At 60.4% G+C, this 23,371-nt stretch carries 22 protein-coding genes; 17 read left to right on the forward strand and 5 right to left on the reverse strand.

Annotated features, from left to right (window positions below; translation table 11 throughout):
• Positions 1-16 precede the first annotated feature (16 nt).
• The 5 genes from tmk (at position 17) to DK871_RS15870 (ending at position 4,698) form a co-directional block, all read left to right on the forward strand.
• Positions 17-649, forward strand: coding sequence for a dTMP kinase (gene tmk, locus DK871_RS15850; RefSeq protein ID WP_161905701.1), 633 nt, complete (start codon positions 17-19; stop codon positions 647-649).
• A complete protein-coding gene (locus DK871_RS15855) occupies positions 642-1,631 on the forward strand; it encodes a DNA polymerase III subunit delta' (RefSeq protein ID WP_032893125.1) in 990 nt (329 codons plus the stop codon). Before tmk ends, DK871_RS15855 begins: the two co-directional genes overlap by 8 nt.
• Before the next feature lie 62 nt (positions 1,632-1,693).
• Complete coding sequence (locus DK871_RS15860) at positions 1,694-2,479, forward strand: TatD family hydrolase (protein WP_161905702.1); 786 nt, start codon at positions 1,694-1,696, stop codon at positions 2,477-2,479.
• A gap of 445 nt (positions 2,480-2,924) precedes the next feature.
• Entirely contained in the window at positions 2,925-3,590 is a 666-nt protein-coding gene (locus DK871_RS15865; RefSeq protein ID WP_161905703.1) for a TetR/AcrR family transcriptional regulator, read from the forward strand.
• Positions 3,591-3,729: 139 nt separating this feature from the next.
• The gene (locus DK871_RS15870; RefSeq protein ID WP_161905704.1) at positions 3,730-4,698 is read left to right on the forward strand and encodes a GTP 3',8-cyclase MoaA; all 969 of its coding nucleotides are present in this window, start codon (positions 3,730-3,732) and stop codon (positions 4,696-4,698) included.
• Positions 4,699-4,988: 290 nt separating this feature from the next.
• On the opposite strand, the gene DK871_RS15875 is transcribed toward DK871_RS15870, so the two are convergent.
• A complete protein-coding gene (locus tag DK871_RS15875; protein ID WP_003189291.1) occupies positions 4,989-6,464 on the reverse strand; it encodes an inorganic phosphate transporter in 1,476 nt (491 codons plus the stop codon).
• Positions 6,465-6,796: 332 nt separating this feature from the next.
• Entirely contained in the window at positions 6,797-6,997 is a 201-nt protein-coding gene (locus DK871_RS15880; RefSeq protein WP_003189295.1) for a hypothetical protein, read from the reverse strand.
• A gap of 551 nt (positions 6,998-7,548) precedes the next feature.
• On the opposite strand from DK871_RS15880, the gene pcaR reads away from it, so the two are divergent.
• From pcaR to pcaC, 11 genes are all read left to right on the forward strand, one after another.
• Entirely contained in the window at positions 7,549-8,391 is an 843-nt protein-coding gene (pcaR, locus tag DK871_RS15885) for a pca regulon transcriptional regulator PcaR (RefSeq protein WP_003189296.1), read from the forward strand.
• Between the two features lie 145 nt (positions 8,392-8,536).
• On the forward strand, positions 8,537-9,877 hold the full coding sequence (locus DK871_RS15890; RefSeq protein WP_032893120.1) for an MFS transporter: 1,341 nt from the start codon (positions 8,537-8,539) through the stop codon (positions 9,875-9,877).
• A 303-nt stretch (positions 9,878-10,180) separates the two neighbouring features.
• Complete coding sequence (locus DK871_RS15895) at positions 10,181-11,038, forward strand: CoA transferase subunit A (RefSeq protein WP_003189300.1); 858 nt, start codon at positions 10,181-10,183, stop codon at positions 11,036-11,038.
• Positions 11,038-11,817, forward strand: a complete 780-nt coding sequence (locus DK871_RS15900) for a CoA-transferase subunit beta (RefSeq protein ID WP_003189301.1) — start codon at positions 11,038-11,040, stop codon at positions 11,815-11,817. The genes DK871_RS15895 and DK871_RS15900 overlap by 1 nt, the downstream gene beginning before the upstream one ends.
• Positions 11,814-13,016, forward strand: coding sequence for a 3-oxoadipyl-CoA thiolase (gene pcaF, locus DK871_RS15905; protein WP_169855585.1), 1,203 nt, complete (start codon positions 11,814-11,816; stop codon positions 13,014-13,016). Before DK871_RS15900 ends, pcaF begins: the two co-directional genes overlap by 4 nt.
• Before the next feature lie 21 nt (positions 13,017-13,037).
• The gene (gene pcaH / locus DK871_RS15910) at positions 13,038-13,742 is read left to right on the forward strand and encodes a protocatechuate 3,4-dioxygenase subunit beta (protein WP_044272687.1); all 705 of its coding nucleotides are present in this window, start codon (positions 13,038-13,040) and stop codon (positions 13,740-13,742) included.
• A gap of 1 nt (position 13,743) precedes the next feature.
• The gene (gene pcaG / locus DK871_RS15915) at positions 13,744-14,310 is read left to right on the forward strand and encodes a protocatechuate 3,4-dioxygenase subunit alpha (protein WP_044272689.1); all 567 of its coding nucleotides are present in this window, start codon (positions 13,744-13,746) and stop codon (positions 14,308-14,310) included.
• A 208-nt stretch (positions 14,311-14,518) separates the two neighbouring features.
• Positions 14,519-15,814 carry an MFS family transporter gene (locus DK871_RS15920; protein WP_161905705.1) on the forward strand — a complete coding sequence of 432 codons (1,296 nt, stop codon included), beginning with the start codon at positions 14,519-14,521 and terminating at the stop codon, positions 15,812-15,814.
• Positions 15,815-15,824: 10 nt separating this feature from the next.
• Positions 15,825-17,189, forward strand: coding sequence for a 3-carboxy-cis,cis-muconate cycloisomerase (locus tag DK871_RS15925; protein WP_161905706.1), 1,365 nt, complete (start codon positions 15,825-15,827; stop codon positions 17,187-17,189).
• Between the two features lie 10 nt (positions 17,190-17,199).
• Complete coding sequence (gene pcaD / locus DK871_RS15930) at positions 17,200-17,991, forward strand: 3-oxoadipate enol-lactonase (protein ID WP_161905707.1); 792 nt, start codon at positions 17,200-17,202, stop codon at positions 17,989-17,991.
• A gap of 10 nt (positions 17,992-18,001) precedes the next feature.
• Entirely contained in the window at positions 18,002-18,397 is a 396-nt protein-coding gene (gene pcaC, locus DK871_RS15935; protein ID WP_161905708.1) for a 4-carboxymuconolactone decarboxylase, read from the forward strand.
• A gap of 44 nt (positions 18,398-18,441) precedes the next feature.
• On the opposite strand, the gene DK871_RS15940 is transcribed toward pcaC, so the two are convergent.
• The 3 genes from DK871_RS15940 to DK871_RS15950 all read right to left on the reverse strand — a co-directional run bounded on the left by DK871_RS15940 (position 18,442) and on the right by DK871_RS15950 (position 22,498).
• The gene (locus tag DK871_RS15940) at positions 18,442-19,332 is read right to left on the reverse strand and encodes a polysaccharide deacetylase family protein (RefSeq protein ID WP_161905709.1); all 891 of its coding nucleotides are present in this window, start codon (positions 19,330-19,332) and stop codon (positions 18,442-18,444) included.
• A 144-nt stretch (positions 19,333-19,476) separates the two neighbouring features.
• Positions 19,477-20,835, reverse strand: coding sequence for a M91 family zinc metallopeptidase (locus DK871_RS15945; protein ID WP_256677476.1), 1,359 nt, complete (start codon positions 20,833-20,835; stop codon positions 19,477-19,479).
• A 412-nt stretch (positions 20,836-21,247) separates the two neighbouring features.
• Positions 21,248-22,498, reverse strand: coding sequence for an OprD family porin (locus DK871_RS15950; RefSeq protein WP_161905711.1), 1,251 nt, complete (start codon positions 22,496-22,498; stop codon positions 21,248-21,250).
• A 293-nt stretch (positions 22,499-22,791) separates the two neighbouring features.
• Between DK871_RS15950 and DK871_RS15955 the strand changes: the two genes are divergently transcribed.
• Positions 22,792-23,301 carry a hypothetical protein gene (locus DK871_RS15955; RefSeq protein WP_161905712.1) on the forward strand — a complete coding sequence of 170 codons (510 nt, stop codon included), beginning with the start codon at positions 22,792-22,794 and terminating at the stop codon, positions 23,299-23,301.
• Positions 23,302-23,371 lie beyond the last annotated feature (70 nt).

Below are 23,371 nucleotides of genomic sequence, written 5' to 3' on the forward strand. Positions count from 1 at the left end.
TGACTAAGGACTGCCTGTGACTGGCTTGTTTATTACCCTGGAAGGCCCGGAAGGCGCGGGCAAAAGCACTAACCGTGACTACCTGGCCGAGCGCCTGCGTGCGCAGGGCATCGAGGTGGTGCTGACCCGTGAGCCGGGCGGTACGCCTTTAGCCGAACGCATCCGTGAAGTGCTGTTGGCCCCGGGTGACGAACCGATGAACGCGGACACCGAGTTGCTCCTGGTGTTTGCCGCCCGGGCCCAGCACTTGGCCGAAGTGATTCGCCCGGCCCTGGCGCGGGGTGCCGTGGTGATCTGCGACCGGTTTACCGATTCCACCTACGCCTACCAGGGTGGGGGCCGAGGCTTGTCCATGGAGCGCATCGCCACCCTGGAAACCTTCGTGCAAGGCGATCTGCGCCCCGACCTGACCCTGTTGTTCGACCTGCCGGTGGAAGTAGGCATGGCCCGCGCCAGTGCGCGGGGCCGCTTGGACCGTTTCGAGCTGGAAGGCCTGGCCTTTTTTGATGCGGTGCGCAGTGCTTTCCTGCAGCGCGCCAAGGCAGAGCCCGCACGTTATTACCTGTTGGACGCCGCCCAGCCGCTGAGCCAGGTGCAGCAGGCGATCGACGCGCTGTTGCCCGCTCTGTTGGAGCGTAGCCGTGGCTGAGTCCTACCCGTGGCAGGACGGCCTCTGGCAGCAACTGGCGGGGCGCGCGCAGCACGCCCACGCCTATCTGCTGCATGGGCCGGTGGGCATCGGTAAGCGCCATCTCGCCGAACGCCTGATGGGCAGCCTGTTGTGCCAACGCCCGGTCAACCTGGAAGCGTGTGGCGAGTGCAAGTCCTGCCTGTTGCTCAAGGCTGGCAGTCACCCGGACAACTATGTGCTGGAACCCGAGGAAGCGGACAAGGCCATCAAGGTCGACCAGGTGCGCGACCTGGTCAGCTTCGTGGTGCAGACCGCGCAGATGGGTGGGCGCAAAGTGGTGCTGATCGAGCCGGTCGAGGCGATGAACATCAACGCGGCCAACGCCTTGCTCAAAAGCCTTGAAGAGCCGTCCGGCGATACCGTGCTATTGCTGGTGAGCCACCAGTCCAGCCGCTTGTTGCCGACCATTCGCAGCCGTTGCGTGCAGCAGGCTTGCCCGTTGCCCAGCGAAGCCATGAGCCTGCAATGGCTGGCGCAGGCGTTGCCGGAATGCAGCGCAGAAGAACGCGGCGAGTTGCTGACCCTGGCGGCCGGTTCGCCCTTGGCGGCGGTGAAGCTGCAGGCCCAGGGCGTGCGCGAACAGCGTGCACTGGTCGTGGATGGCGTGAAGAAACTGCTCAAACAGGAGTTGTCCGCCACGCAACTGGCCGAAAGCGCCTGGAAAGATATTCCGCTGTTGCTGCTGTTCGACTGGTTCTGCGACTGGTCCAGCCTGATCCTGCGCTATCAGCTTACCCAGGATGAGAGCGGCCTGGGCCTGGCGGATATGCGCAAGGTCGTGCAATACCTGGCGCAAAAAAGTGCTCAGGACAAAGTGCTGAACATCCAGGACTGGATCCTCGCCCAGCGCCAGAAAGTTCTCGGCAAGGCCAACCTCAACCGCGTGTTGTTGCTTGAGGCATTGCTGGTGCAGTGGGTAGGCCTGCTCGGGCGCCGTTAAATTCCGTGGCCGACGGGTGTATCGTTGGCCCTACCTCTTTTATGACTTAAGCCCTGATTCCTATGCTCGTAGATTCCCATTGCCACCTTGATCGCCTCGACCTTGCCCAGCACGGCGGCTCCCTCGACGCCGCCCTTGAAGCTGCCCGCCAGCGTGGGGTCGGGCACTTCCTGTGCATTGGCGTCAGCGCCGACAATGCCGCCGACGTCAAAGCCCTGGCTGATCGCTACGCCGACGTCGATTGCTCGGTGGGCATCCACCCGCTGGACCTCAAGCCGGGCGAGGCCCCGGCGCTCGACTGGCTACTGGGCGAACTTAACCACCCGCGCGTCGTGGCCATTGGCGAAACCGGCCTGGACTACCACTACGAGCCTGAAGCTGCCGAGTTGCAGCAGGCCTCGTTCCGCCTGCACCTGCAAGCCGCCCAGCAGACGGGCAAACCGGTGATCGTCCACACCCGAGGCGCCCGTGCCGATACCCTGGCCTTGCTGCGTGAAGCCGCGTTGCCGCAGGCTGGCGTGTTGCATTGTTTTACCGAAGACTGGGACATGGCCAAGGCCGCCCTGGACCTGGGGTTCTATATTTCCCTGTCGGGCATCGTCACCTTCCGTAATGCCGACGCGCTGCGTGACGTGGCCCGCCAGGTGCCCGCCGACCGCCTGCTGGTGGAAACCGACTCGCCGTACCTGGCGCCCATCCCCCATCGCGGCAAGCCGAACCTGCCCGAATATGTACGTGACGTGGCGGATTACCTGGCGATGCTGCGCGGCGAATCCTACGAGCGCTTCGCCGAGCAGACCACCGAGAACTTCAAGCGCCTGTTTCCACTGGCCCACGTAGCAGGTTAAAGCGGCCGAATCGCAGGCAAAAAAAACCCGGGTTCTGGGGGGTGAATCCGGGCTAAGACCATTAGGAGTAAAACAAGGGCACGCAGTCCGTCGGTACCCAGGTCGACGCGTCACTTGGGGGAGATGTCGCGCCGACAGTTGAAGTATTGACCACTATCCCATTCAGTCCAGTCGTGATTGATCGTTTTTTAAACAGATTTGGAATACGCCGCCTTCGCTTGAGTTCTCATTGCGCTGATGGGCAGGTTCAGGTGTTGCGTATTATTTCTGACTGATAACCACGAAATCGTTGGCGCATTGAAAGTTATGTGCCTGACGGGTTCACATAGACATTGCCCAACGACCGCTCAGTCGGGATAATCCCTCGCACCGGGTAAATCGTATCGCCACGTATCCATGGCGCTGCGCAACCCTCCCTATTTCCGACCTTTGCAGACTCTTCCTCATGCACAAAGAACCCCGTAAGGTCCGTGAGTTTCGCCGCCGTGAGCAGGAAATTCTCGACACCGCGCTCAAGCTGTTCCTCGAACAAGGTGAAGACAGCGTCACCGTCGAGATGATTGCGGATGCCGTGGGTATCGGCAAAGGCACGATCTACAAACACTTCAAATCCAAGGCCGAAATCTACCTGCGCCTGATGCTCGACTACGAGCGCGATTTGAACGCGTTGCTGCACTCGGCCGATGTCGACAAAGACAAGGAAGCCCTGTCCCGCGCTTACTTCGAGTTCCGCATGCGTGACCCCCAGCGCTATCGCCTGTTCGACCGCCTGGAAGAGAAGGTGGTCAAAGGTCACCAAGTGCCGGAGATGGTCGAGGAACTGCACAAGATCCGCGCCTCGAACTTCGAACGACTGACCCTGCTGATCAAGGGCCGTATCAGCGAAGGCAAGCTTGAAGACGTGCCTCCGTATTTCCACTACTGCGCCGCCTGGGCCCTGGTGCATGGCGCTGTGGCGCTGTACCACTCGCCGTTCTGGAGCAATGTGCTGGAAGACCAGGAAGGTTTCTTCCAATTCCTGATGGACATCGGCGTGCGCATGGGCAACAAGCGCAAGCACAGCCCGGAACTGCCGGGCGCCGAGAAGAGCGGCGAAACCGCTGCCACGTAAGGTATTCGCCACAGTGATGGCGCAATGATTTGCTGCCAGTCGCCGTAACCCAGGAATATACTCAGGCAAGGATCTTGCTAAAAGCTGAGTTATGAGTCAGCTTTTAGCGCGCCCGAATTATCCTCTGCCGGAGTGATCCATGATCGTTGATCGTCAAGGCAGGCGTTTTCGCAATTTGCGGATCAGCCTGACTTCAGCCTGCAATTATGCGTGTACCTATTGCGTGCCCGACGGCAAGCGGCTGGTGGCTGCCCAGGATGAACTGTCGGCCCAAGCTATGGCCCGAGGCGTGGCGTACCTGATCGAAGCGGCGGGTATCGAGCGCTTGCGCATTACTGGCGGTGAGCCGCTGGTCAGCCCCAAGCTGGAAGCCTTCATGGGCGCGGTAGGGCAGATGGGCCTGAGCGACATCAGCCTGACCACCAACGGCCAACTGCTGGCGCGCAAACTGCCGTTGCTGGTGGCTGCCGGCATTCGGCGTATCAATGTCTCCCTCGATACCCTGGATGCCGATGCTTTCCGCAGCATCGCCCGTGGCGGCGACCTGGCCACGGTGCTCGATGGCATGGATCAGGCCAGTGCTGCCGGGATCAAGATCAAGGTCAACATGGTGCCGTTGCGCGGCCAGAACCTGGACCAGGTGATGCCGCTGCTCGATTACTGCCTGGAGCGTGGCTACGAGCTGCGCTTTATCGAACTGATGCGCATGGGCCACCTGGCCAAAGACTCCAACGCATTCCTGCAACAGTTCGTCAGCTTGCAACAGCTGCTCAGCTTGATCGGGGAGCAACATGAATACCTGCAAGCCAACGCGCCCGTCGATGCGACAGCGGTACGTTATGAAGTGCCGGGCAAGGGCTTCTTCGGCGTGATCGCCAACGAGAGCGTACCCTTCTGCCGCACCTGTTCGCGGTTGCGATTGTCCTCCACCGGTTGGCTGCATGGGTGCCTGTCGTCCAGCAATCGCCATTATGTCGGTGACTTGCTCGATCAACCGCGTCACCAGGCGTTGCCGGCGTTGCAGGGCTTGTTGATGAAAGCCTTGGCTGACAAGCAGGAAGTGGCGTTTTCCGGCGGTGCCACGATCATGAAGATCATCGGCGGCTGATCCCGTTTTAATTCGGTTGCACATCAGTGGTGGGAGCTGGCTTGCCTGCGATGCTTATATATCCTTCACTGCTTTCTAGGGTGTCAGGTAGATAGGCGTCGGCTGGCGGGCCGCCATCGCAGGCAAGCCAGCTCCCACAGTTTGATCGCTTGGCGTCAGGTAGGTATGTGTCGGCTGTCCGGTCGCCACCGGGGGCAAGATGCCTTGCCACAGGTGGACTACGGTGCGCTTGGAACATAAAAAAAGGTGCGACCCTCGCGGATCGCACCTTTTTTATTGCCGGCTGGCTATCAGTTGCCCAATGCCTTGGACGCCAGCCAGAACAACCCGGCCGAGAGGCCTACGGTCGCTGGCAAGGTCAATACCCAAGCCATCAGGATGGTCTTGACCGTGCCACCTTGCAGGCCGCTTTTGTTGGCAACCATCGTGCCCGCCACGCCAGAAGACAGGACGTGAGTGGTGGACACTGGCAGGGCGAAGATATTGGCAAAGCCGATCATGGTGGCCGTGGTGATTTGCGCCGACATGCCCTGGGCATAGGTCATGCCTTGCTTGCCGATCTTCTCACCGATGGTCAGCACCACGCGCTTCCAGCCCACCATGGTGCCCAGGCCCAGGGCCAGTGCGACCGCGAGGATCACCCAGAACGGGGCGTACTCGGTGGTGGCGGTCAGGTCTTTGCGCAGCTTGTCGAGGTCGGACTTCTCACGGGAGTCCAGGCCTGGCAGCTTGCCGACTTTCTTCGCGGTGTCATCCAGGCAGAGCAGGTAACGACGCACTTCGATGCGGTGGTCGGCCGTCAGCGAGTGGTAGTCCGAGACGCCCTTGAGGGTGCCCAGCAGCGCGTTGATCGTCGGTTCGGTCTGCTGCGGGTTGCAGCGGAACTTGCCCGGCAGGTCATCCTTCACGCTTTTGCCCAGGGCCAGGAACTCACCGAGGGTCTCGTGGTTGCGCTGGTAGAACTGGTTCAGATGCAGGGTGGCGTCGCGGGTGCGTTCGATCTGGTAGGTGGTGCTGCCCAGGTCCAATACGAACTGCGCCGGCACGATACCGATGAGCACCAGCATGATCAGGCCGATGCCTTTCTGGCCATCGTTGGAGCCGTGCACGAAGCTCACAGCCATGGCCGAAATCACCAGGACCAGGCGGTTCCAGAACGGCGGGTGCTTTTTGTCGTCAAGTTTGCGGCGCTGGTCCGGGGTCTTGTGCATCTTCGACAGCGGGCGCCACCACTTCAGGCCGATCAGCACCAGGGCGGCGACCAGGAAGCCCGCCATCGGTGAGAACACCAGCGACGCGCCGATATCCACGGCCTTCTGCCAGTTCACACCGTCAGCCAGGGGGATGTCGTTGATCAACGCGTTGGCCAGGCCGACACCGAGGATCGAGCCGATCAGGGTGTGGGAGCTGGAGGCGGGGATACCGAAGTACCAGGTGCCCAGGTTCCAGGTGATTGCCGCCGCCAACAACGAGAAGACCATTGCCAAACCATGGCCGGTGTTCACATTGATCAGCAACTCCACCGGCAGCAAGTGCACGATGGCGTACGCGACACCGACACCACCGAGCAATACGCCGAGGAAATTGAACACCCCGGAGAAGAACACGGCCAAGTGTGGCGGCATGGCTTTGGTATAGATGACTGTGGCCACCGCGTTAGCGGTGTCATGAAAGCCATTGATGAACTCGAAGGCGAGGACAAAGGCCAGGGCGAGCAACAGGCTCACGAGAACCCAAGCATCCAGTCCGCTGAATAAATCGATCATGAAGGTTTTCTGACCCGGTCGTAAGGGGGCGCGATTATGCCAGAAAACATCAGTAATCGATGCATTAGCTGCTCATCGGTAACAATCTTCCTGGAAAAAAACGCGACAAGACGCACGCATCCCAGGGTTTTCGGGGCTTTGGCAAGTCTTTGATTTATAAAGCGCAGGCCGCAGAAGGCGGGCTTTTGTCATGAAAACGCCATGCCTGAAACATTTGTATGAAATTTCGTAGGTGGATGTAGGTTACTGACCAGCGGACGCTAAAGCAGGTGCCCTCTGCCAGTACTGCACCGGCAGAGACAGCACGACCCTTGAGGCTCGAACCGAAGCGCTTATGGCTCCTCGGTCTTGAGTTCCTGCTCGATCTTTTGGATTTCCTGGGCAAATGCCTGGTCCAGCAGGCTGGCACGTTTACGCCATGGCTTACGTTCCGGCTCGGGTTGCGCGGCGTAGGTGGTGACTTCCCCGCCGTAGACATCCTTGTAACGTTGCTCCTGGCGCTCAAGTTCCGCGCGCAGTTCATCTTTCGTCACAGTATTACCTAATTGAGTTGAGGTTATTGATTGCGCAGCGTCATGCCTGAAAGTCGTGCTCGGGCGATGCCAAATAAAACAGTCGAACCGTTCAAGTTGGTACACGGGCCTGAGGGCCGTTCTTTTAAGCGAGTACTTGTGACCGGCGTTGCCCGCAGCCTGCAATGCCTGGTGAGCTCCACTCCCGATGGTGATACCGGGCTGACCTCTGCACGGGTTGCATTATAGCGGCGCATTTGAATAACACTATCATCATGAAGTTAAAAAGCGTCAACGACGTGTCTGGAGTTTGTTACATACCGCCGCCTTATTTGTGAACGCCGTCATCTTCATGTCTGTATTCATTCTGTTGGCAGGGTAAGCGTGCGCACTTTGCAGGTGCATCAGGCAAATCTGAAACGTTAGCGGGTGGGGCTGGCGCCAAATTGCGATAATCGCATGATCGTCCGATAATCGCCCAATGTTGCCGCCGCTGGCTTGTGCGGTGCGACCGGCACGGCTTGTAATAGCCGCCAACCTCCCGTGGTGATAACAAGAGAAGGCCCTTTGAAATGAACGATCAATTGCGCAACTCCTTTGCATCAGTGGCGCCGCCGATCGTGGCTTCTCCGGCCAAGCGTATCCAGGCGTTCACCGGTGATCCGGATTTCATGACGTCCCTGGCCCGTGGCCTGGCCGTGGTGCAGGCGTTCCAGGAGCGCAAGCGTCACCTGACCATCGCCCAGATCAGCCACCGCACGGAAATTCCCCGCGCCGCCGTGCGCCGTTGCCTGCATACCTTGATCAAGCTCGGCTATGCCACCACGGACGGGCGCACCTATTCGTTGTTGCCCAAGGTGCTGACCCTCGGTCACGCCTATCTGTCGTCCACACCGCTGGCTGTGTCGGCCCAGCCTTATCTGGACCGCATGAGCGAGCAACTGCATGAAGCCTGCAACATGGCGACCCTGGAAGGCGATGACATTCTCTATATCGCCCGCTCCGCCACCACTCAGCGCCTGATCTCGGTTGACCTGTCGGTAGGCGGGCGCTTGCCTGCGTATTGCACGTCCATGGGCCGCATTCTGCTGGCCGCCCTCGACGATGCCTCGCTGCAGGATTACCTCGACCATGCCGACCTGCAAACCAAGACCAGCCGCACCCTGACCACGCCGCAAGCGTTATTCGAATGCCTGCAACAGGTGCGTCAGCAGGGCTGGTGCATTGTCGACCAGGAACTGGAGCAGGGCCTGCGTTCCATCGCGGTACCGGTGTATGACGCGTCTGGCCAGGTGTTGGCCGCGCTGAATGTCAGCACCCACGCCGGGCGGGTCAGCCGCAGCGAGTTGGAGCAGCGCTTTTTGCCGAGCATGCTCAGCGCCAGCCGCGAGCTGAGTGCGCAACTGTTTGCCTAAGCTGTTCGGTGACCGCACAGATCCCGGCTCGCTCGATTGACGGTGTTTCCCTTGGCTTATTAATGTGCGGCAGCGCTCTGAGGAGCTGCCCAATAAGAACGACGGCCCCAGGCCGTCAGCCCGCCATCGGTGTGGAATAAAAATAATGAATCAGCCTTCTGTCGGTACCACTCTGGACGTACAGTCCTTTATCAACACCCAGCCACTCTCGCGCTATCAGTGGCGCGTCGTGATCCTGTGTTTCCTGATTGTCTTTCTCGACGGCCTCGACACGGCCGCCATGGGCTTTATCGCGCCCGCGCTGTCCCAGGACTGGGGCATCGACCGCGCCAGCCTCGGCCCGGTGATGAGCGCCGCGTTGATCGGCATGGTGTTTGGCGCACTCGGTTCCGGCCCGCTGGCCGACCGCTTTGGCCGCAAAGTCGTGCTGGTCGGCGCGGTGTTGGTGTTTGGTGCGTTCAGCCTGGCGTCGGCTTACAGCACAAATGTCGACCAGTTGCTGGTACTGCGCTTTCTCACCGGCCTGGGCCTGGGCGCCGGCATGCCGAATGCCACCACCTTGCTCTCTGAATACACCCCCGAGCGGCATAAATCCTTGTTAGTGACCAGCATGTTCTGTGGCTTCAACCTGGGCATGGCCGGGGGCGGGTTTATTTCGGCCAAGCTGATCCCCGCGTTCGGCTGGCACAGCCTGTTGCTGATCGGCGGCATCCTGCCGTTGATCCTGGCGGTGGTGCTGTTGGTTTGGCTGCCGGAATCGGCGCGTTACCTGGTGGTGCGCAATCGCGGCACCGACAAGGTGCGCAAGACCCTGGCCCCTATCGAGCCAAGCATCGTCGCCCAGGCCACTCACTTCAGCGTGCCGGAGCAAAAAACCGTCAAGGCCCGCAATGTGTTCGCGGTGATCTTCTCGGGCACCTACAGCGCTGGCACTTTGCTGTTGTGGCTCACGTATTTCATGGGCCTGGTGATCGTTTACCTGCTGACCAGTTGGCTCCCCACCTTGATGCGCGACAGTGGCGCGAGCATGGAGCAGGCCGCGTTCATCGGCGCGCTGTTCCAGTTTGGTGGGGTGCTGAGCGCGGTGGGCGTCGGCTGGGCGATGGACCGGTTCAACCCGCACAAAGTGATCGGCACTTTCTATCTGCTGGCAGGGGTGTTTGCCTACGCAGTGGGGCAGAGCCTGGGCAACATCACGCTGTTGGCTACCCTGGTGCTGGTTGCCGGGATGTGCGTCAACGGTGCGCAATCGGCGATGCCGTCTCTGGCGGCACGTTTCTACCCTACTCAGGGCCGTGCCACCGGGGTGTCGTGGATGCTCGGCATCGGCCGCTTCGGCGCGATCCTGGGGGCGTGGATGGGCGCTACCTTGCTGGGCCTGGGCTGGAACTTCGAGCAGGTGCTCACGGCGTTGGTGATTCCGGCGGCATTGGCCACGGCAGCGGTGGTGATCAAGGGCATGGTCAGCCATGCCGATGCGACCTGAGCCCCGGTACTGTTTGAACATGTAGGAGCGAGCTTGCTCGCGAAAAACGTCAACGATAACGCGTGCTTCCTGAATGAGCGCGGCGCCTTTGAGTTTTTCGCGAGCAAGCTCGCTCCTACAAAGGGCTTGGCGCCAGTCACCTATGAATGGCGTTTGATCAGAAGATTAGCTAGGCAACAATCGGTTCGATAATCGAACACTCAGTCGATTATCGGATTGTTTGGACTATTGCCCCGGCTTAACCTTCAAGCACTTCGGCGCCACCTCAGCGCCTTTTTCGATCAACACCGGGAGCCCAACCCCATGGCTGAAATTCTCACCCTGCGTGATGCGGTCAAGCGCTTCGTGAACGACGGCGATACCGTCGCCCTTGAAGGCTTCACCCACCTGATCCCTACGGCCGCAGGCCATGAAATCATTCGTCAGGGCAAGAAAGACCTGACACTGGTGCGCATGACGCCTGACCTGATCTACGACCAGTTGATCGGTGCCGGCTGTGCACGCAAGTTGATTTTCTCCTGGGGCGGCAACCCGGGCGTGGGTTCCCTGCATCGCCTGCGTGACGCGGTAGAGAAACAATGGCCGCAAGCGCTGGAGATCGAAGAGCACAGCCACGCCGACCTGGCCAATGCCTACGTCGCCGGTGCCTCGGGCCTGCCGTTCGCCGTGTTGCGTGCCTACGCAGGTTCCGACTTGCCCAAGGTCAACCCGCTGATCAAGACCGTCACTTGCCCCTTCACCGGTGAAGTGCTGGCGGCAGTGCCATCGGTGCGTCCGGACATAACCGTGATTCACGCGCAGAAAGCCGACCGCAAAGGCAACGTGCTGCTCTGGGGCATTCTGGGGGTGCAAAAGGAAGCGGCCCTGGCGGCCAAGCGCTGCATCGTCACCGTCGAGGAAATCGTCGACGACCTGAATGCGCCGATGAACAGCTGCGTGCTGCCAACCTGGGCGCTGACGGCGGTGTGCCACGTACCCGGTGGTGCCCATCCGTCCTACGCGCACGGCTACAACGAGCGGGATAACCGCTTCTATCAGGCGTGGGACCCGATTGCCCGCGACCGTGGGACCTTTACCGCCTGGATCGACGAATATATCCATGGCACTGCCGACTTCAGTGAATTCCAGGCCAAGCTGGCCACCGCGCAGGAGGCTAAGTAATGGCTTACTCCACTAATGAAATGATGACCGTCGCCGCCGCACGCCGCCTCAAGAACGGCTCGGTGTGCTTCGTCGGCATCGGCCTGCCATCGAAGGCCGCCAACCTGGCGCGCCTGACGTCTTCGCCGGATGTGGTGCTGATCTACGAGTCGGGCCCGATTGGGGCCAAGCCCAGCGTATTGCCGCTGTCCATCGGTGATGGCGAGCTGGCGGAGACCGCCGACACCGTGGTGCCCACCGGTGAGATTTTTCGCTACTGGCTGCAGGGCGGGCGTATTGATGTCGGTTTTCTCGGCGCGGCCCAGGTCGACCGTTTCGGCAATATCAACACCACCGTGGTCGGTGATTATCACCAGCCCAAAGTGCGTTTGCCGGGTGCCGGTGGCGCGCCGGAAATCGCCGGTTCCGCCAAGAGCGTGCTGATCATCCTGAAGCAGTCGTCCCGTTCGTTCGTCGACAAACTCGATTTCATCACCTCTGTGGGGCACGGCGAAGGTGGCGACTCACGCAAGCGTCTGGGCCTGCCCGGCGCCGGCCCTGTGGGCATCATTACCGACCTTTGCATCATGGAGCCGGAGGAGGGCAGCCATGAGTTCGTGGTCACTGCGCTGCATCCGGGCGTGACCCGCGAGCAAGTGGTCGCCGCCACCGGCTGGGCGATTCGCTTTGCCGACCAGGTGAGCACCACCGCTGAGCCCACCGAGACCGAACTGACCGCCCTGCGTGACCTCGAAGCGCGCACCGCGGCTGCCCACGGCCAAGCACCGGGAGAAGCCTGATGCGCGAGGTTTATATCTGTGATGCCATTCGCACGCCTATCGGCCGTTTCGGCGGAGGCCTGTCCACGGTGCGTGCCGACGACCTGGCGGCGCTGCCGATCAAGGCGCTGATTGAGCGCAACCCGTCGGTGGACTGGAGCGCCGTAGACGAAGTCTTCCTCGGCTGCGCCAACCAGGCCGGTGAAGATAACCGCAACGTGGCACGCATGGCGTTGCTGCTGGCGGGGCTACCGGAAAGCATTCCCGGCGTGACCCTCAACCGCCTGTGCGCCTCGGGCATGGACGCCATCGGCACTGCCTTTCGCGCGATTGCCAGCGGTGAAATGGAGCTGGCGATTGCCGGTGGCGTCGAGTCGATGTCCCGCGCTCCGTTTGTGATGGGCAAGGCCGACGCGGCGTTCTCGCGCAACATGAAGTTGGAAGACACCACCATTGGCTGGCGCTTTATCAACCCGCTGATGAAGGCCCAGTACGGCGTGGATGCCATGCCGCAGACCGCCGATAACGTCGCCGATGACTACCAGGTTTCCCGCGCCGACCAGGACGCTTTCGCCCTGCGCAGCCAGCAACGCACCGCCGCCGCCCAGGCTGCCGGTTTTTTTGCGGAGGAAATCGTACCGGTGCGGGTCGCCCATAAAAAAGGCGAAACCCTGGTGGAACACGATGAGCATCCACGGGACACCACGTTGGAAGCCTTGGCCAAGCTCAAGCCGGTCAACGGTGCGGACAAGACCGTCACCGCCGGCAACGCTTCGGGGGTCAATGATGGCGCCGCCGCGTTGATTCTCGCCAGCGCCGAGGCCGTCAAGCAACACGGCCTCACCGCCCGCGCCCGTGTGCTGGGCATGGCCAGTGCCGGTGTCGCCCCGCGAGTGATGGGCATCGGCCCGGTGCCGGCGGTGCGCAAGCTGGTGGAGCGCCTGGGGTTGGCGGTCACTGACTTTGATGTGATCGAACTCAACGAAGCCTTCGCCAGCCAAGGCCTGGCGGTGCTGCGCGAACTGGGCATTGCCGACGATGCGCCGCAGGTCAACCCCAACGGCGGCGCCATTGCCCTCGGCCATCCCCTGGGAATGAGTGGTGCGCGGTTGGTGCTGACGGCCCTGCACCAATTGGAAAAAACCGGCGGCCGCAAAGGCCTGGCGACCATGTGCGTTGGCGTTGGCCAAGGCCTGGCCCTGGCGATTGAACGCGTCTGATAACTAAAAGAGGATTGCTCCATGAGTGACAAGCCCGGTTACCGGCGCCCGCAAGCGGGCACCCAGCCTGATTACCTGCACCCGGCCTACCAGTCGACGAACCTGCGTTCGCCGTCCCAGCCTTTGGTGTTCCTGCCCCATTCCTTGTCGGAAATCACCGGCCCGACCATCGGCGCCGAACGGATCAATGACAAGGACAACGACCTGACGGCCCAGCATGAGGGCGAGCCGCAAGGCGAGCGCATCATCATCCATGGCCGCGTGCTGGACGAAAACGGATTGCCAGTGCCGGGCATCCTCGTGGAGATCTGGCAGGCCAACGCCGCTGGCCGCTACAACCACAAGCGTGACCTGCACGATGCGCCGCTGGACCCTAATTTCACCGGCACCGGGCGCACCGTCACCGACGCCGACGGCTGGTACCAGTTCCAGACCATCAAGCCTGGCGCCTACCCGTGGGGCAACCACCACAACGCGTGGCGCCCGGCGCATATCCACTTTTCGCTGTTCGGCCCCAGCGTGCTGACGCGCTTGGTGACGCAAATGTATTTCCCGGGCGATCCGTTGCTGGAGTACGACCCGATCTACAACTGCGTGCCGGACACCAGCGCCAAGCAACGCTTGATCGCCAGTTTCGACCTGGAAAAAACCATTCCTTCCTATGCCCTCGGCTACCGCTGGGACATCGTCCTGCGTGGCCGCGACGCCACGCCGATGGAGAAATGAGATGACACTCAACGCGACCACGTCCCACACCGTCGGGCCGTATTACCACATTGGCCTGACCTGGCTGAACCGTGAAGACCTGACCGTCACCGCCACCCTCGGCGAACGCGTGGCAATCAGCGGGCAAGTGGTGGACGGCAACGGTGATGTCGTCAACGACGCCATGCTGGAAGTCTGGCAGGCCAATGCCGCCGGCAAATATGCCCACCCGGAAGACGAGCAGGACAAAGCGCTCGACCCGAACTTCGAAGGCTTCGGCCGCGTGCCGGTGGATGCCGAAGGGCGTTTTCGCTTTACCACCATCAAGCCGGGCAGTGTGCCGGGGCTCAAGGGCACCACCCAGGCGCCGCACTTGGTGGTGCTGGTGTTTGCCCGTGGGTTGGTGAAGCACTTGCTGACGCGGATTTATTTTGACGGTGAGGCGCTCAATGGCGATGACCCGTTGCTGGCGTGTGTACCGGCCGAACGTCGTAGCACCCTGATTGCCAAGGCGGATGCGGCAGGGGTTTATCAGTGGAATGTGATTTTGCAGGGCACAGATAAGGAAACGGTGTTCTTCGACTATTGACCGGTCCTTGTAGGAGCGTGCTTGCTCGCGAAAATCGCCAACGATAACGCGGTCAGCTTGAATGAACGCGGCGCTCTCAGGTTTTTCGCGAGCAAGCTCGCTCCTACAGGGATGAGGTTCAGGCCCCACCTATCCAAAAGTCTGCTTGCGGAACAGGATTGTTGCAAAGTATGTCTAGGCTATAACCGTTCCCACTGAGTAAAAAAACATGACAACAAAAACCAGCCACTACACCGGAGAAGAACGCAGCAAACGGATCTTTGCGATTGTCGGTGCGTCCTCCGGCAACCTGGTCGAATGGTTCGACTTCTACGTCTATGCCTTCTGTGCGATTTATTTTGCCCCGGCGTTTTTCCCCTCGGACGACCCCACGGTGCAGTTACTCAACACCGCCGGTGTGTTTGCCGCCGGGTTCCTGATGCGCCCGATTGGCGGCTGGTTGTTTGGCCGGGTGGCCGACAAGCACGGGCGCAAGAACTCGATGATGATCTCGGTGCTGATGATGTGCGGCGGCTCCCTGGTCATCGCCTTCCTGCCCACCTATAACGACATCGGTGCCTGGGCCCCGGCGCTGCTGCTGGTGGCACGACTGTTCCAGGGCTTGTCGGTGGGCGGCGAATACGGCACCACGGCCACCTACATGAGTGAAGTCGCGCTCAAGGGCCAGCGTGGCTTCTTCGCCTCGTTCCAGTACGTGACCCTGATCGGCGGCCAGTTGCTGGCGGTGCTGGTGGTGGTGATCCTGCAACAGCTCCTCACCGAAGAAGAACTGCGCGCCTGGGGCTGGCGCATTCCGTTTGTGATCGGTGCCATCGCTGCCGTGATCTCCCTGCTGCTGCGTCGCACCCTCAAAGAAACCACCAGCAAGGAAATGCGCGAAGACAAGGACGCCGGCAGTATCGTTGCGCTGTTTCGCGACCACGGCAAAGCTTTCATTACGGTGCTGGGCTACACCGCCGGCGGCTCGCTGATTTTCTATACCTTCACCACCTACATGCAGAAGTACCTGGTGAACACCGTGGGTATGCACGCCAAGACGTCGAGCTACATCATGACCGGCGCGCTGTTTCTGTATATGTGCATGCAGCCGTTGTTCGGCATGTTGGCCGACAAGATCGGCCGACGTAATTCGATGCTCTGGTTCGCCGGCCTTGGCACGCTGTTTACCGTGCCGATCCTACTGACCTTGAAAACCGTGACCAGCCCGTTTCTGGCATTTGTGCTGATCACTCTGGCCTTGGCGATTGTCAGCTTCTACACCTCCATCAGCGGCCTGGTCAAAGCGGAGATGTTCCCGCCGCAGGTGCGTGCCTTGGGCGTGGGCCTGGCGTATGCGGTGGCTAACGCGGTGTTTGGCGGTTCGGCAGAAGTGGTTGCGCTGAGCCTCAAATCCATCGGCATGGAAAACACCTTTTATTGGTACGTCACCGCGATGATGGCGGTGGCCTTCCTGTTCAGCTTGCGCTTGCCGAAACAGGCGGCGTACCTGCATCACGATCTGTAAGGGATGAGTTATGACGTTGCGCACGAGCAATCAACTGTTCGACGCTTATTTCACCGCTGACAGCATGGCCGACGTGTTCTGTGACCAGGGACGCTTGCAGGGCATGCTGGATTTCGAAGCTGCACTGGCCCGGGCGCAGGCGCGGGTCGGGTTGATTCCCCGGGCCGCCGTCGCACCGATTGCCCAGGCGTGCCTGGCGTCGCTGTATGACGTGGATGCCCTTGGCAGCGCGATTGCCACGGCGGGCAACTCTGCGATTCCATTGGTGAAGGCGTTGGGCAAGTTGATCGCCAGTGAGGACGCCGACGCCGAGCGTTATGTGCACCTGGGCGCAACCAGCCAGGACGTGATGGACACCGGCCTGGTGCTGCAACTGCGCCGTGGGGTGGAATTGATCGAGGCCGACCTGGCTCGCCTAGGTGAGGTCTTGGCCGCCCAGGCCCAGCGTTACGCCACCGTGCCGTTGGCCGGGCGCACCTGGTTGCAGCACGCGACGCCGGTCACCCTGGGGATGAAAATCGCCGGTTGGCTGGGCGCGGTGACGCGCAGTCGCCAGCGCCTGGCCGAATTGAAACCACGCTTGTTGGTGCTGCAATTTGGCGGCGCGTCGGGCACTTTGGCGGCGCTCGGCGAACACGCCATGCCCGTGGCCGAAGCCTTGGCCGCCGAGTTGCAACTGGGCTTGCCGGAACAACCCTGGCACACCCAGCGTGACCGCCTGGTGGAATTTGCCAGCCTGCTTGGCCTGATCGCCGGCAGCCTCGGCAAGTTGGGCCGCGATATCAGCCTGTTGATGCAGACCGAAGCGGCGGAAGTGTTCGAGCCTTCGGCGCCGGGCAAGGGCGGTTCGTCCACCATGCCGCACAAACGCAACCCGGTGGGCGCCGCAGTGTTGATCAGCGCAGCCACCCGCGTACCGGGCCTGGTGGCAACGATGTTCAGCGCCATGCCCCAAGAACACGAACGCAGCCTGGGCTTGTGGCACGCCGAATGGGAAACCCTGCCCGAGATTTGCCGCTTGGTCTCCGGTGCCTTGCACCAGGCATTGCTAGTCAGTGAAGGACTGGAAGTGAATGCCGAGCGCATGGCACAGAACCTCGACCTGACCCAGGGCCTGGTGCTGGCCGAAGCGGTGAGTATCGTGCTCGCCCAACGCTTGGGCCGTGACACCGCGCACCATCTGCTGGAGCAGTGCTGCAAACGTGCGGTCGCCGAGCAGCGCCATTTGCGCGCGGTGCTGGCGGAGGAGCCGCACGTCACTGCCGAGCTGTCAGCGGCTGAACTGGACCGCCTGCTCGACCCGGCCCACTACCTGGGCCAGGCGTCCACCTGGGTTACGCGTGCAGTGACCGAACATTTTGCTTTGACTGCCTGAGGAGACCGCTGTGGCTTTTGTACAACTCGCCGAGGGCGAACTGCATTACCAACTCGAGGGGCCCACCGACGCACCGGTATTGGTGCTGTCCAATTCCCTGGGTACCGACCTGCATATGTGGGATATCCAGATTCCAGCCTTCACCGAGCATTTTCGCGTACTGCGCTTCGACACCCGTGGCCACGGCCAATCCCTGGTGACCGAGGGGCCCTACAGCATCGAGCAGTTGGGCCAAGACGTGATCGCACTGCTGGATGCGCTGGATATCCAGAAGGCGCATTTTTGCGGGCTGTCCATGGGTGGCTTGATCGGCCAATGGCTGGGCATTCATGCCGGCGAGCGCCTGCAACGCCTGGTGGTGTGTAATACCGCGGCCAAGATCGGTACGCCCGAGGTGTGGAACCCGCGTATCGACATGGTCCTGCGTGATGGCGCAGCCGCGATGGTGGCGCTGCGCGATGCGTCGATTGCGCGCTGGTTCACCGCAGATTTCGCCGCTGCCAACCCGCACCAGGCCAAGCAGATCACCGATATGCTCGCGGCCACGTCGCCCTTGGGTTATGCCGCCAACTGCGGCGCCGTGCGCGATGCGGATTTCCGTGAGCAATTGTCCTCGATCAAGGTGCCGACCCTAGTGATTGCCGGCACCGAAGACGCGGTGACGCCGCCGGCCGGTGGCCACTTTATCCAGAGCCATGTGCGGGGTGCTGAATATGCCGAGTTCTATGCGGCGCACCTGTCCAACGTTCAGGCCGGTGCTGCGTTCAGCGACCGGGTGATCGAATTTTTGCTGGCCCGCTGAGGAGCTGTTTGTGGACGAGAAACAACGTTACGCCGAGGGCCTGAACGTGCGCCGCGAAGTACTGGGCGATGCCCATGTCGACCGCAGCCTCAATGCCCTGACCGAGTTCAACAGCGAGTTCCAGGAAATGATCACCCGCCACGCCTGGGGTGACATCTGGACCCGCCCTGGCTTGCCTCGGCACACCCGCAGCCTGATCACCATCGCGATGCTGATCGGCATGAACCGCAGTGAAGAACTGAAACTGCACCTGCGCGCCGCCGCCAGCAACGGCGTGACCCGTGCCGAGATCAAGGAAGTGCTGATGCAGAGTGCAATCTACTGCGGGATCCCGGCAGCGAATGCGACGTTTCACCTGGCTGAGTCAGTGTGGGATGAGTTGGGCGTGGAGTCCCGCGAGACCTGAGCTGGAATACGATCTAAATGTGGGAGCTCCACCTGACTCAGGTATCAGTGGGAATCAGCATCCCACAGCCAATTCCACACCCCCGGCAAATGCACGGGCTCGTTCACATCCTTGACCGTACGGGCCAGCGCCGCGCGTTCCAGCGCGGCGTGGTCGGTATAGAACGGCTCTGCCGCGGTCTTCAATCCGTTGACCCGCGCGCTGTCCATCAGGATCTGCAAGTACTCCTGCATGTGCCGCGCGGTGTAGCGGTTGATGTCATGGAAGGTCACCACCACCGGGATCACCCCCTCCACCGTCGGCAGTTCACCTACGGCAATACGCTCGCGCACCACCGACAATTGTCGATACAGGTTGGCCCGCCGACGCGGGCTGGCATTGAAGCCCCAGATCTTGCCGTCATTGGCACTCAAGTCCGTCAGCAGTACCTGCATGCCGTGGCGTTGGTAGGCGGAGAAGGTACGCTTGTCGTAGTTCCAGAAGGGCGGGCGTACCAGCACGGGGGGAGCGCCCGTGATGGCGGCAATGTCTGCGGCGCCTTCGGTAAGGGTGTGTTCCAGCGTGGCGTCGTTCAACCAGCGATGATTGGTGTGAAACGCGGTAGCAGTGTGGAAGGCCAGGACATGGCCAGCGGCGAATTCACGCTCCATGGTCTTGCGCCCCCGAGAACTGCCGCCTGCGCGAGTGGCTTCGGTCTGCAGGAAGAACACCGCCTTGATCCCCGGTAACACCGGGTTATTGGCCAGGTCGGCCACTACCGAACGGCTCGGATTGTTGTAGCCAGAGGCGCTTGGGCCGTCGTCGAAGGTCACCAGGAAACGGATCGGCGCCAGGGTCTGCAGGCGCTGTTCGGTTTGAGGTGTCAGGGCAAGGGGCGGGCCGATGCAACCGCTGAGGCTCAACGCCAGGGCCATTGCGATGGCGATGGATTTCATAGTGTGCACGGGCTCGAATAGTGGCCGCTGCTGGGCGAATCAGCAGCGGCAGGCGCGCACGATACAGGACATTTGCATCTGAAAAAATCCATGCACAGACTGCCTGAATCTTTCTTTAGCCCAGTGCGACTTCACTTGCTGGTATCAGAGGTAACTTGTTCGCAGTGGTCTGCCCATTTCCGTTCTCAATGCGTTCTCGGTTAGCGGAGACGGGTTGGTGGAGGTCGGTGGGGTTGAGGGATCGTTATCGAAGTCAAAAGGTGGCGCATCAGTTGGCAGTCCTACGGCCTGCAATTCAGCATTTGCCTGGCCATCGGTGGTGCCGTCCAGCGTTGTACCGTTGGCGCCGTTCCAGGCATGCGACAGCTCATGGTAGAACTGGACTATAGGAGACACCGTCCCCGCGGGGGTCATCGTTACGGCTGGGTTGTATGTAACTTTGCCTTGGTCTGCGCGGGCACCGGGCACTCCATCTATCATACCGCCCTTTCTCGGGTCATCCTGGCTGATAGCGCTTTGCTCTTCTGGGCTGAGTTTTTGCAATTCGCTGGAGCCGAACGTGTAGGCGTTGCCTTCACCCTCCTCGATAGTGATTGGAGCATCATTTCGCTCGGCCGCTTTATCCAGCTCCTCCAGCATCTTCTGGCCTGCGGGTGAGGCACGCAGTAGCTCCAGATCGTCTTCGACCCGTTGTTTGAACGAATCGGACCCCACGACACTAAAGGCTTTGCGACCCGCATCGCTTGGCGTCACCACTGTGGTATCGGACTGCCCTGCGCCTACCAGGCGATCTTCGCTTTGTGCGTAGATGCGTGCTTTGGTCCTATTGGCCCATACGGTATCGAACCCTTTTCCGGTATAGATCGTGGTGTTGTCATGAGCGACCAGTTGGTCGTCGCCCAGGCCGCCATTGATTACCGTGTGGCCATTACCCGCGTACAGCTCGTCGTCGCCATCACCACCGTCCAGGTAATTGGTTTTTGTGGTCGATCCGGCACCTGCGTACAGCTTATCCTTGCCGTTGTTTCCGTACATCACTGCGTCACCGGTACCGCCTATGATGGTGTCGTCACCCTCGCCACCTTCTACATAGCTGGTGCCACTGCCAAGGTGGACATGATCGTCTCCGCGGCCTGCGAAAATATCGGTATCGCCTCCTCCGGCTTTAATAGTGTCATCACCGTCCCCCGACTCGATTTTCACGGTGGCGGTGACATTGGGGTCCAGGATTATGTTGTCGTTGCCCCCGCCGGTTTTGATGTTCAGTTCGAAGAACGGAGGCCGAGCGCCTTTGTCTGAAGGCGGATTGCCGTTGAAGGTGTAAGTCCTATCGTTGACCTTCACGTTAAGTTGGCCGTCCGGGCGTTGACTGATATGGATCTTGTCCCAAGCGTCTCCTGTTTCGAGGGTCAAGATGTTACCCACGAGCCGTAGGTTATTGGGATCCCTATGGGACTTTAAGGTTTCCTGGCTGGCCCTCAGGTTGCCGTCATCCACCAGCATGTGTGTCGTTGAGCGAACCCAAGTGCCACTGGTGGGGGCTGCCGAGTTGGTTGGGCTGGAGGGTACGGGAGTCGTTGGAGGGGCGATTGGAGGGGTTACTGAGTTCATTGGATAGCCATCTGCTTATTTGATGTTGGTGGTTTTTCCAAGCTTTCGTTTGTACGAAGGTCAGGCATCCATGAGTGGTAACTGTGAGGGTAATCGTTCCTTCATTTATTGGTGCTGGATGTACCCTGGTTATGAGAGTAATCAGGCATCCCGTGTTGGAAACATTGCTTGATGACCGGTGCACAGCGGTTAAACGCTGCGCACGCTCGGGTAGGCGGGGGGAGCGGCATGCCCCGTGCTTTGACAGGCAGATGCAAGGGCTTGCCGCAGGTCCGGATTTTGACGTGCCTGATGCACGGCGTCTCTATAACAGACTGATCGGATAGCTGACGATCAACCGGTTCTCATCGAACTCGTTGTTGCTGTAATCCCTGCGCATGCTCGAATTGCGCCAGCGCACGTTGAAGTTTTTCAGGGTGCCGCTCTGCACCGTATAGCCCACTTCGGTCTCGCGGCCCCATTCCTTGCCGTCGGTGATAGTGGCGGTGTGCACGTTGCTGCCGCTGATATAGCGGTTCATCAGGGTCAGGCCCGGTACACCGAGGGCGGCGAAGTTGTAGTCGTGGCGCACTTGCCAGGATTTTTCCTGTGCGTTGTCGTAGCTGGAGTTGTAGCTGTCGTTGGCCAGTGTGCCGCCGCTGGTGCCGTTGACGCGCATCCAGGCACTGTCGCCGGTGAGTTTTTGCAGGCCGACGTAGAAGGTGTTGCCGCCGTACCTGGCTGAGAACAAACCGGACCAGGTTTTGTTGTCCAGGTCTCCGGCGCGAGCGCTGCCGTCTTCCTTACCGTAAAAGAAGCCCAGGTTGGCGCCCAGGGTCCAGTCGCCTACGGGCTGGCTGTGGATCAGGTTGACGAACTGCTGGCTGTAGATGTCCTTGAGCTGGGCATTCCACACGCCGACTTGGGTGCGTTTGTCGTTGAATGCGTATTCGGCGCCCTGGAAATTGAAGCGGTCGGAGGTGAAGGCGGTTTTGCCGACCATCGACATGTCGCTCATGCTGCCGTCGTCCCGCGGGCTGTTGGCGCGGAATTGGCCGCCATAGAGGGTCAGGCCGTCGATTTCCTTCGAGGTGATCTGCCCGCCACGCAGGGTCTGTGGCAAGGAGCGACCATCGTCGGAGCGCAGGATCGGCAGCACCGGCATCCATTCGCCCACCTTCAGCTCGGTCTTGGAAAAGCGCGCCTTGAATGCCACGCCCAGCCGGCCAAACTCATCGGCTGGCCGGCCGTCATGGTCCAGCGGCAGCAACTGCGTGCCGCCCGTGCCACGCCCGCCATCGAGCTTGAGCGAGTACAAGCCCAGCACGTCCACACCAAAACCGACTGTACCCTGGGTGAACCCGGACTTGGCGTCGAGGATGAAACTTTGCGTCCACTCCTGTGCGCCACCCTGGGCTTTGGTCGGGTTGGTGAAGTTGCGGTTGAAGAAGAAGTTACGCAGGTTGAGGTTGGCGATGGCGTCTTCGAGAAAGCCGTGCTCCTGGGCGAAAACGGGCAGGGCAGAACTGGCGACAGCAGCCGCCAGCAACAGCTGACGCGGTTGGAAAGTGCTCATGGTGTGGACCTGTTGTTATTGGGTTTATGCAGGTGGCGGCCATGTTGCGCGGCGGTGCGGGGGCGATGAAAGTAGGGGAAGGCGGGTTGTGGGCGATGATCGAACGTAAGTTACCGGGCATCGGGGGAGCCAGGCCAAGCATAAATGTGGCTCCGCTCAAGAGGAGTTTTGGGCGATCTGCCATTGTCAAGCTGTCAAGTTTTACAGTAGAGGGTGAGGTTTTGCCGCTGTAGAGTTAATGCTCGACGATGGTTTGGGAGCGTTCGCAGACCTACTCTTCAGGAGAAATCGAAATGACTATACCCAGTACTAAAAAAGTTTCGTTAGACGATCTAGATACGTTCGGGAAAACTCGCAAGTCGGTGAGTAGCTCTCATGGCAACATAGAGTTGCGGGTTACAAGGGCAGGGCAACCCGAGGAAGTGTTAAAGACGCAATGGCTGAATTTTTACATTGACTCCTGGCGGTCAGTAATTGAAGCTTTTTTTGGGGAGGATACAGGTGCTAACAGAGTCCCTGCTGTCAGCCTGACAGCCACGCTCGCACTTGAGCAGAAAAGCTATGAAATTAAAAGTCCTTTTGATGGCGATTGGGAGGTTGCAGCTATCTATGGTGAAGGGCGGCCCAATGGCGGTATAGGGGGGGATGCGTTCGGCAACGGTTTACTCAAGGTTCAGAGTGTTACTTTTAATGATGGAAAGCAGCATATAAAAGCGTCTTTCAAATTCAGCTACTTGGATCGGGATGGATATGTCGTAAAAGTTGAATCAGACGAATTCTGGGCGGAAAACGACGGGGTTTAACTCAAGGGTTGTGGGGTGGGTAGACGTTATTATTAAAGTTTTAAAAAAATAAGGTGTTACATATAAAAAG

Source organism: Pseudomonas sp. L13 (assembly GCF_009935965.1).
In the GTDB taxonomy this organism is placed as follows: domain Bacteria; phylum Pseudomonadota; class Gammaproteobacteria; order Pseudomonadales; family Pseudomonadaceae; genus Aquipseudomonas; species Aquipseudomonas lactis.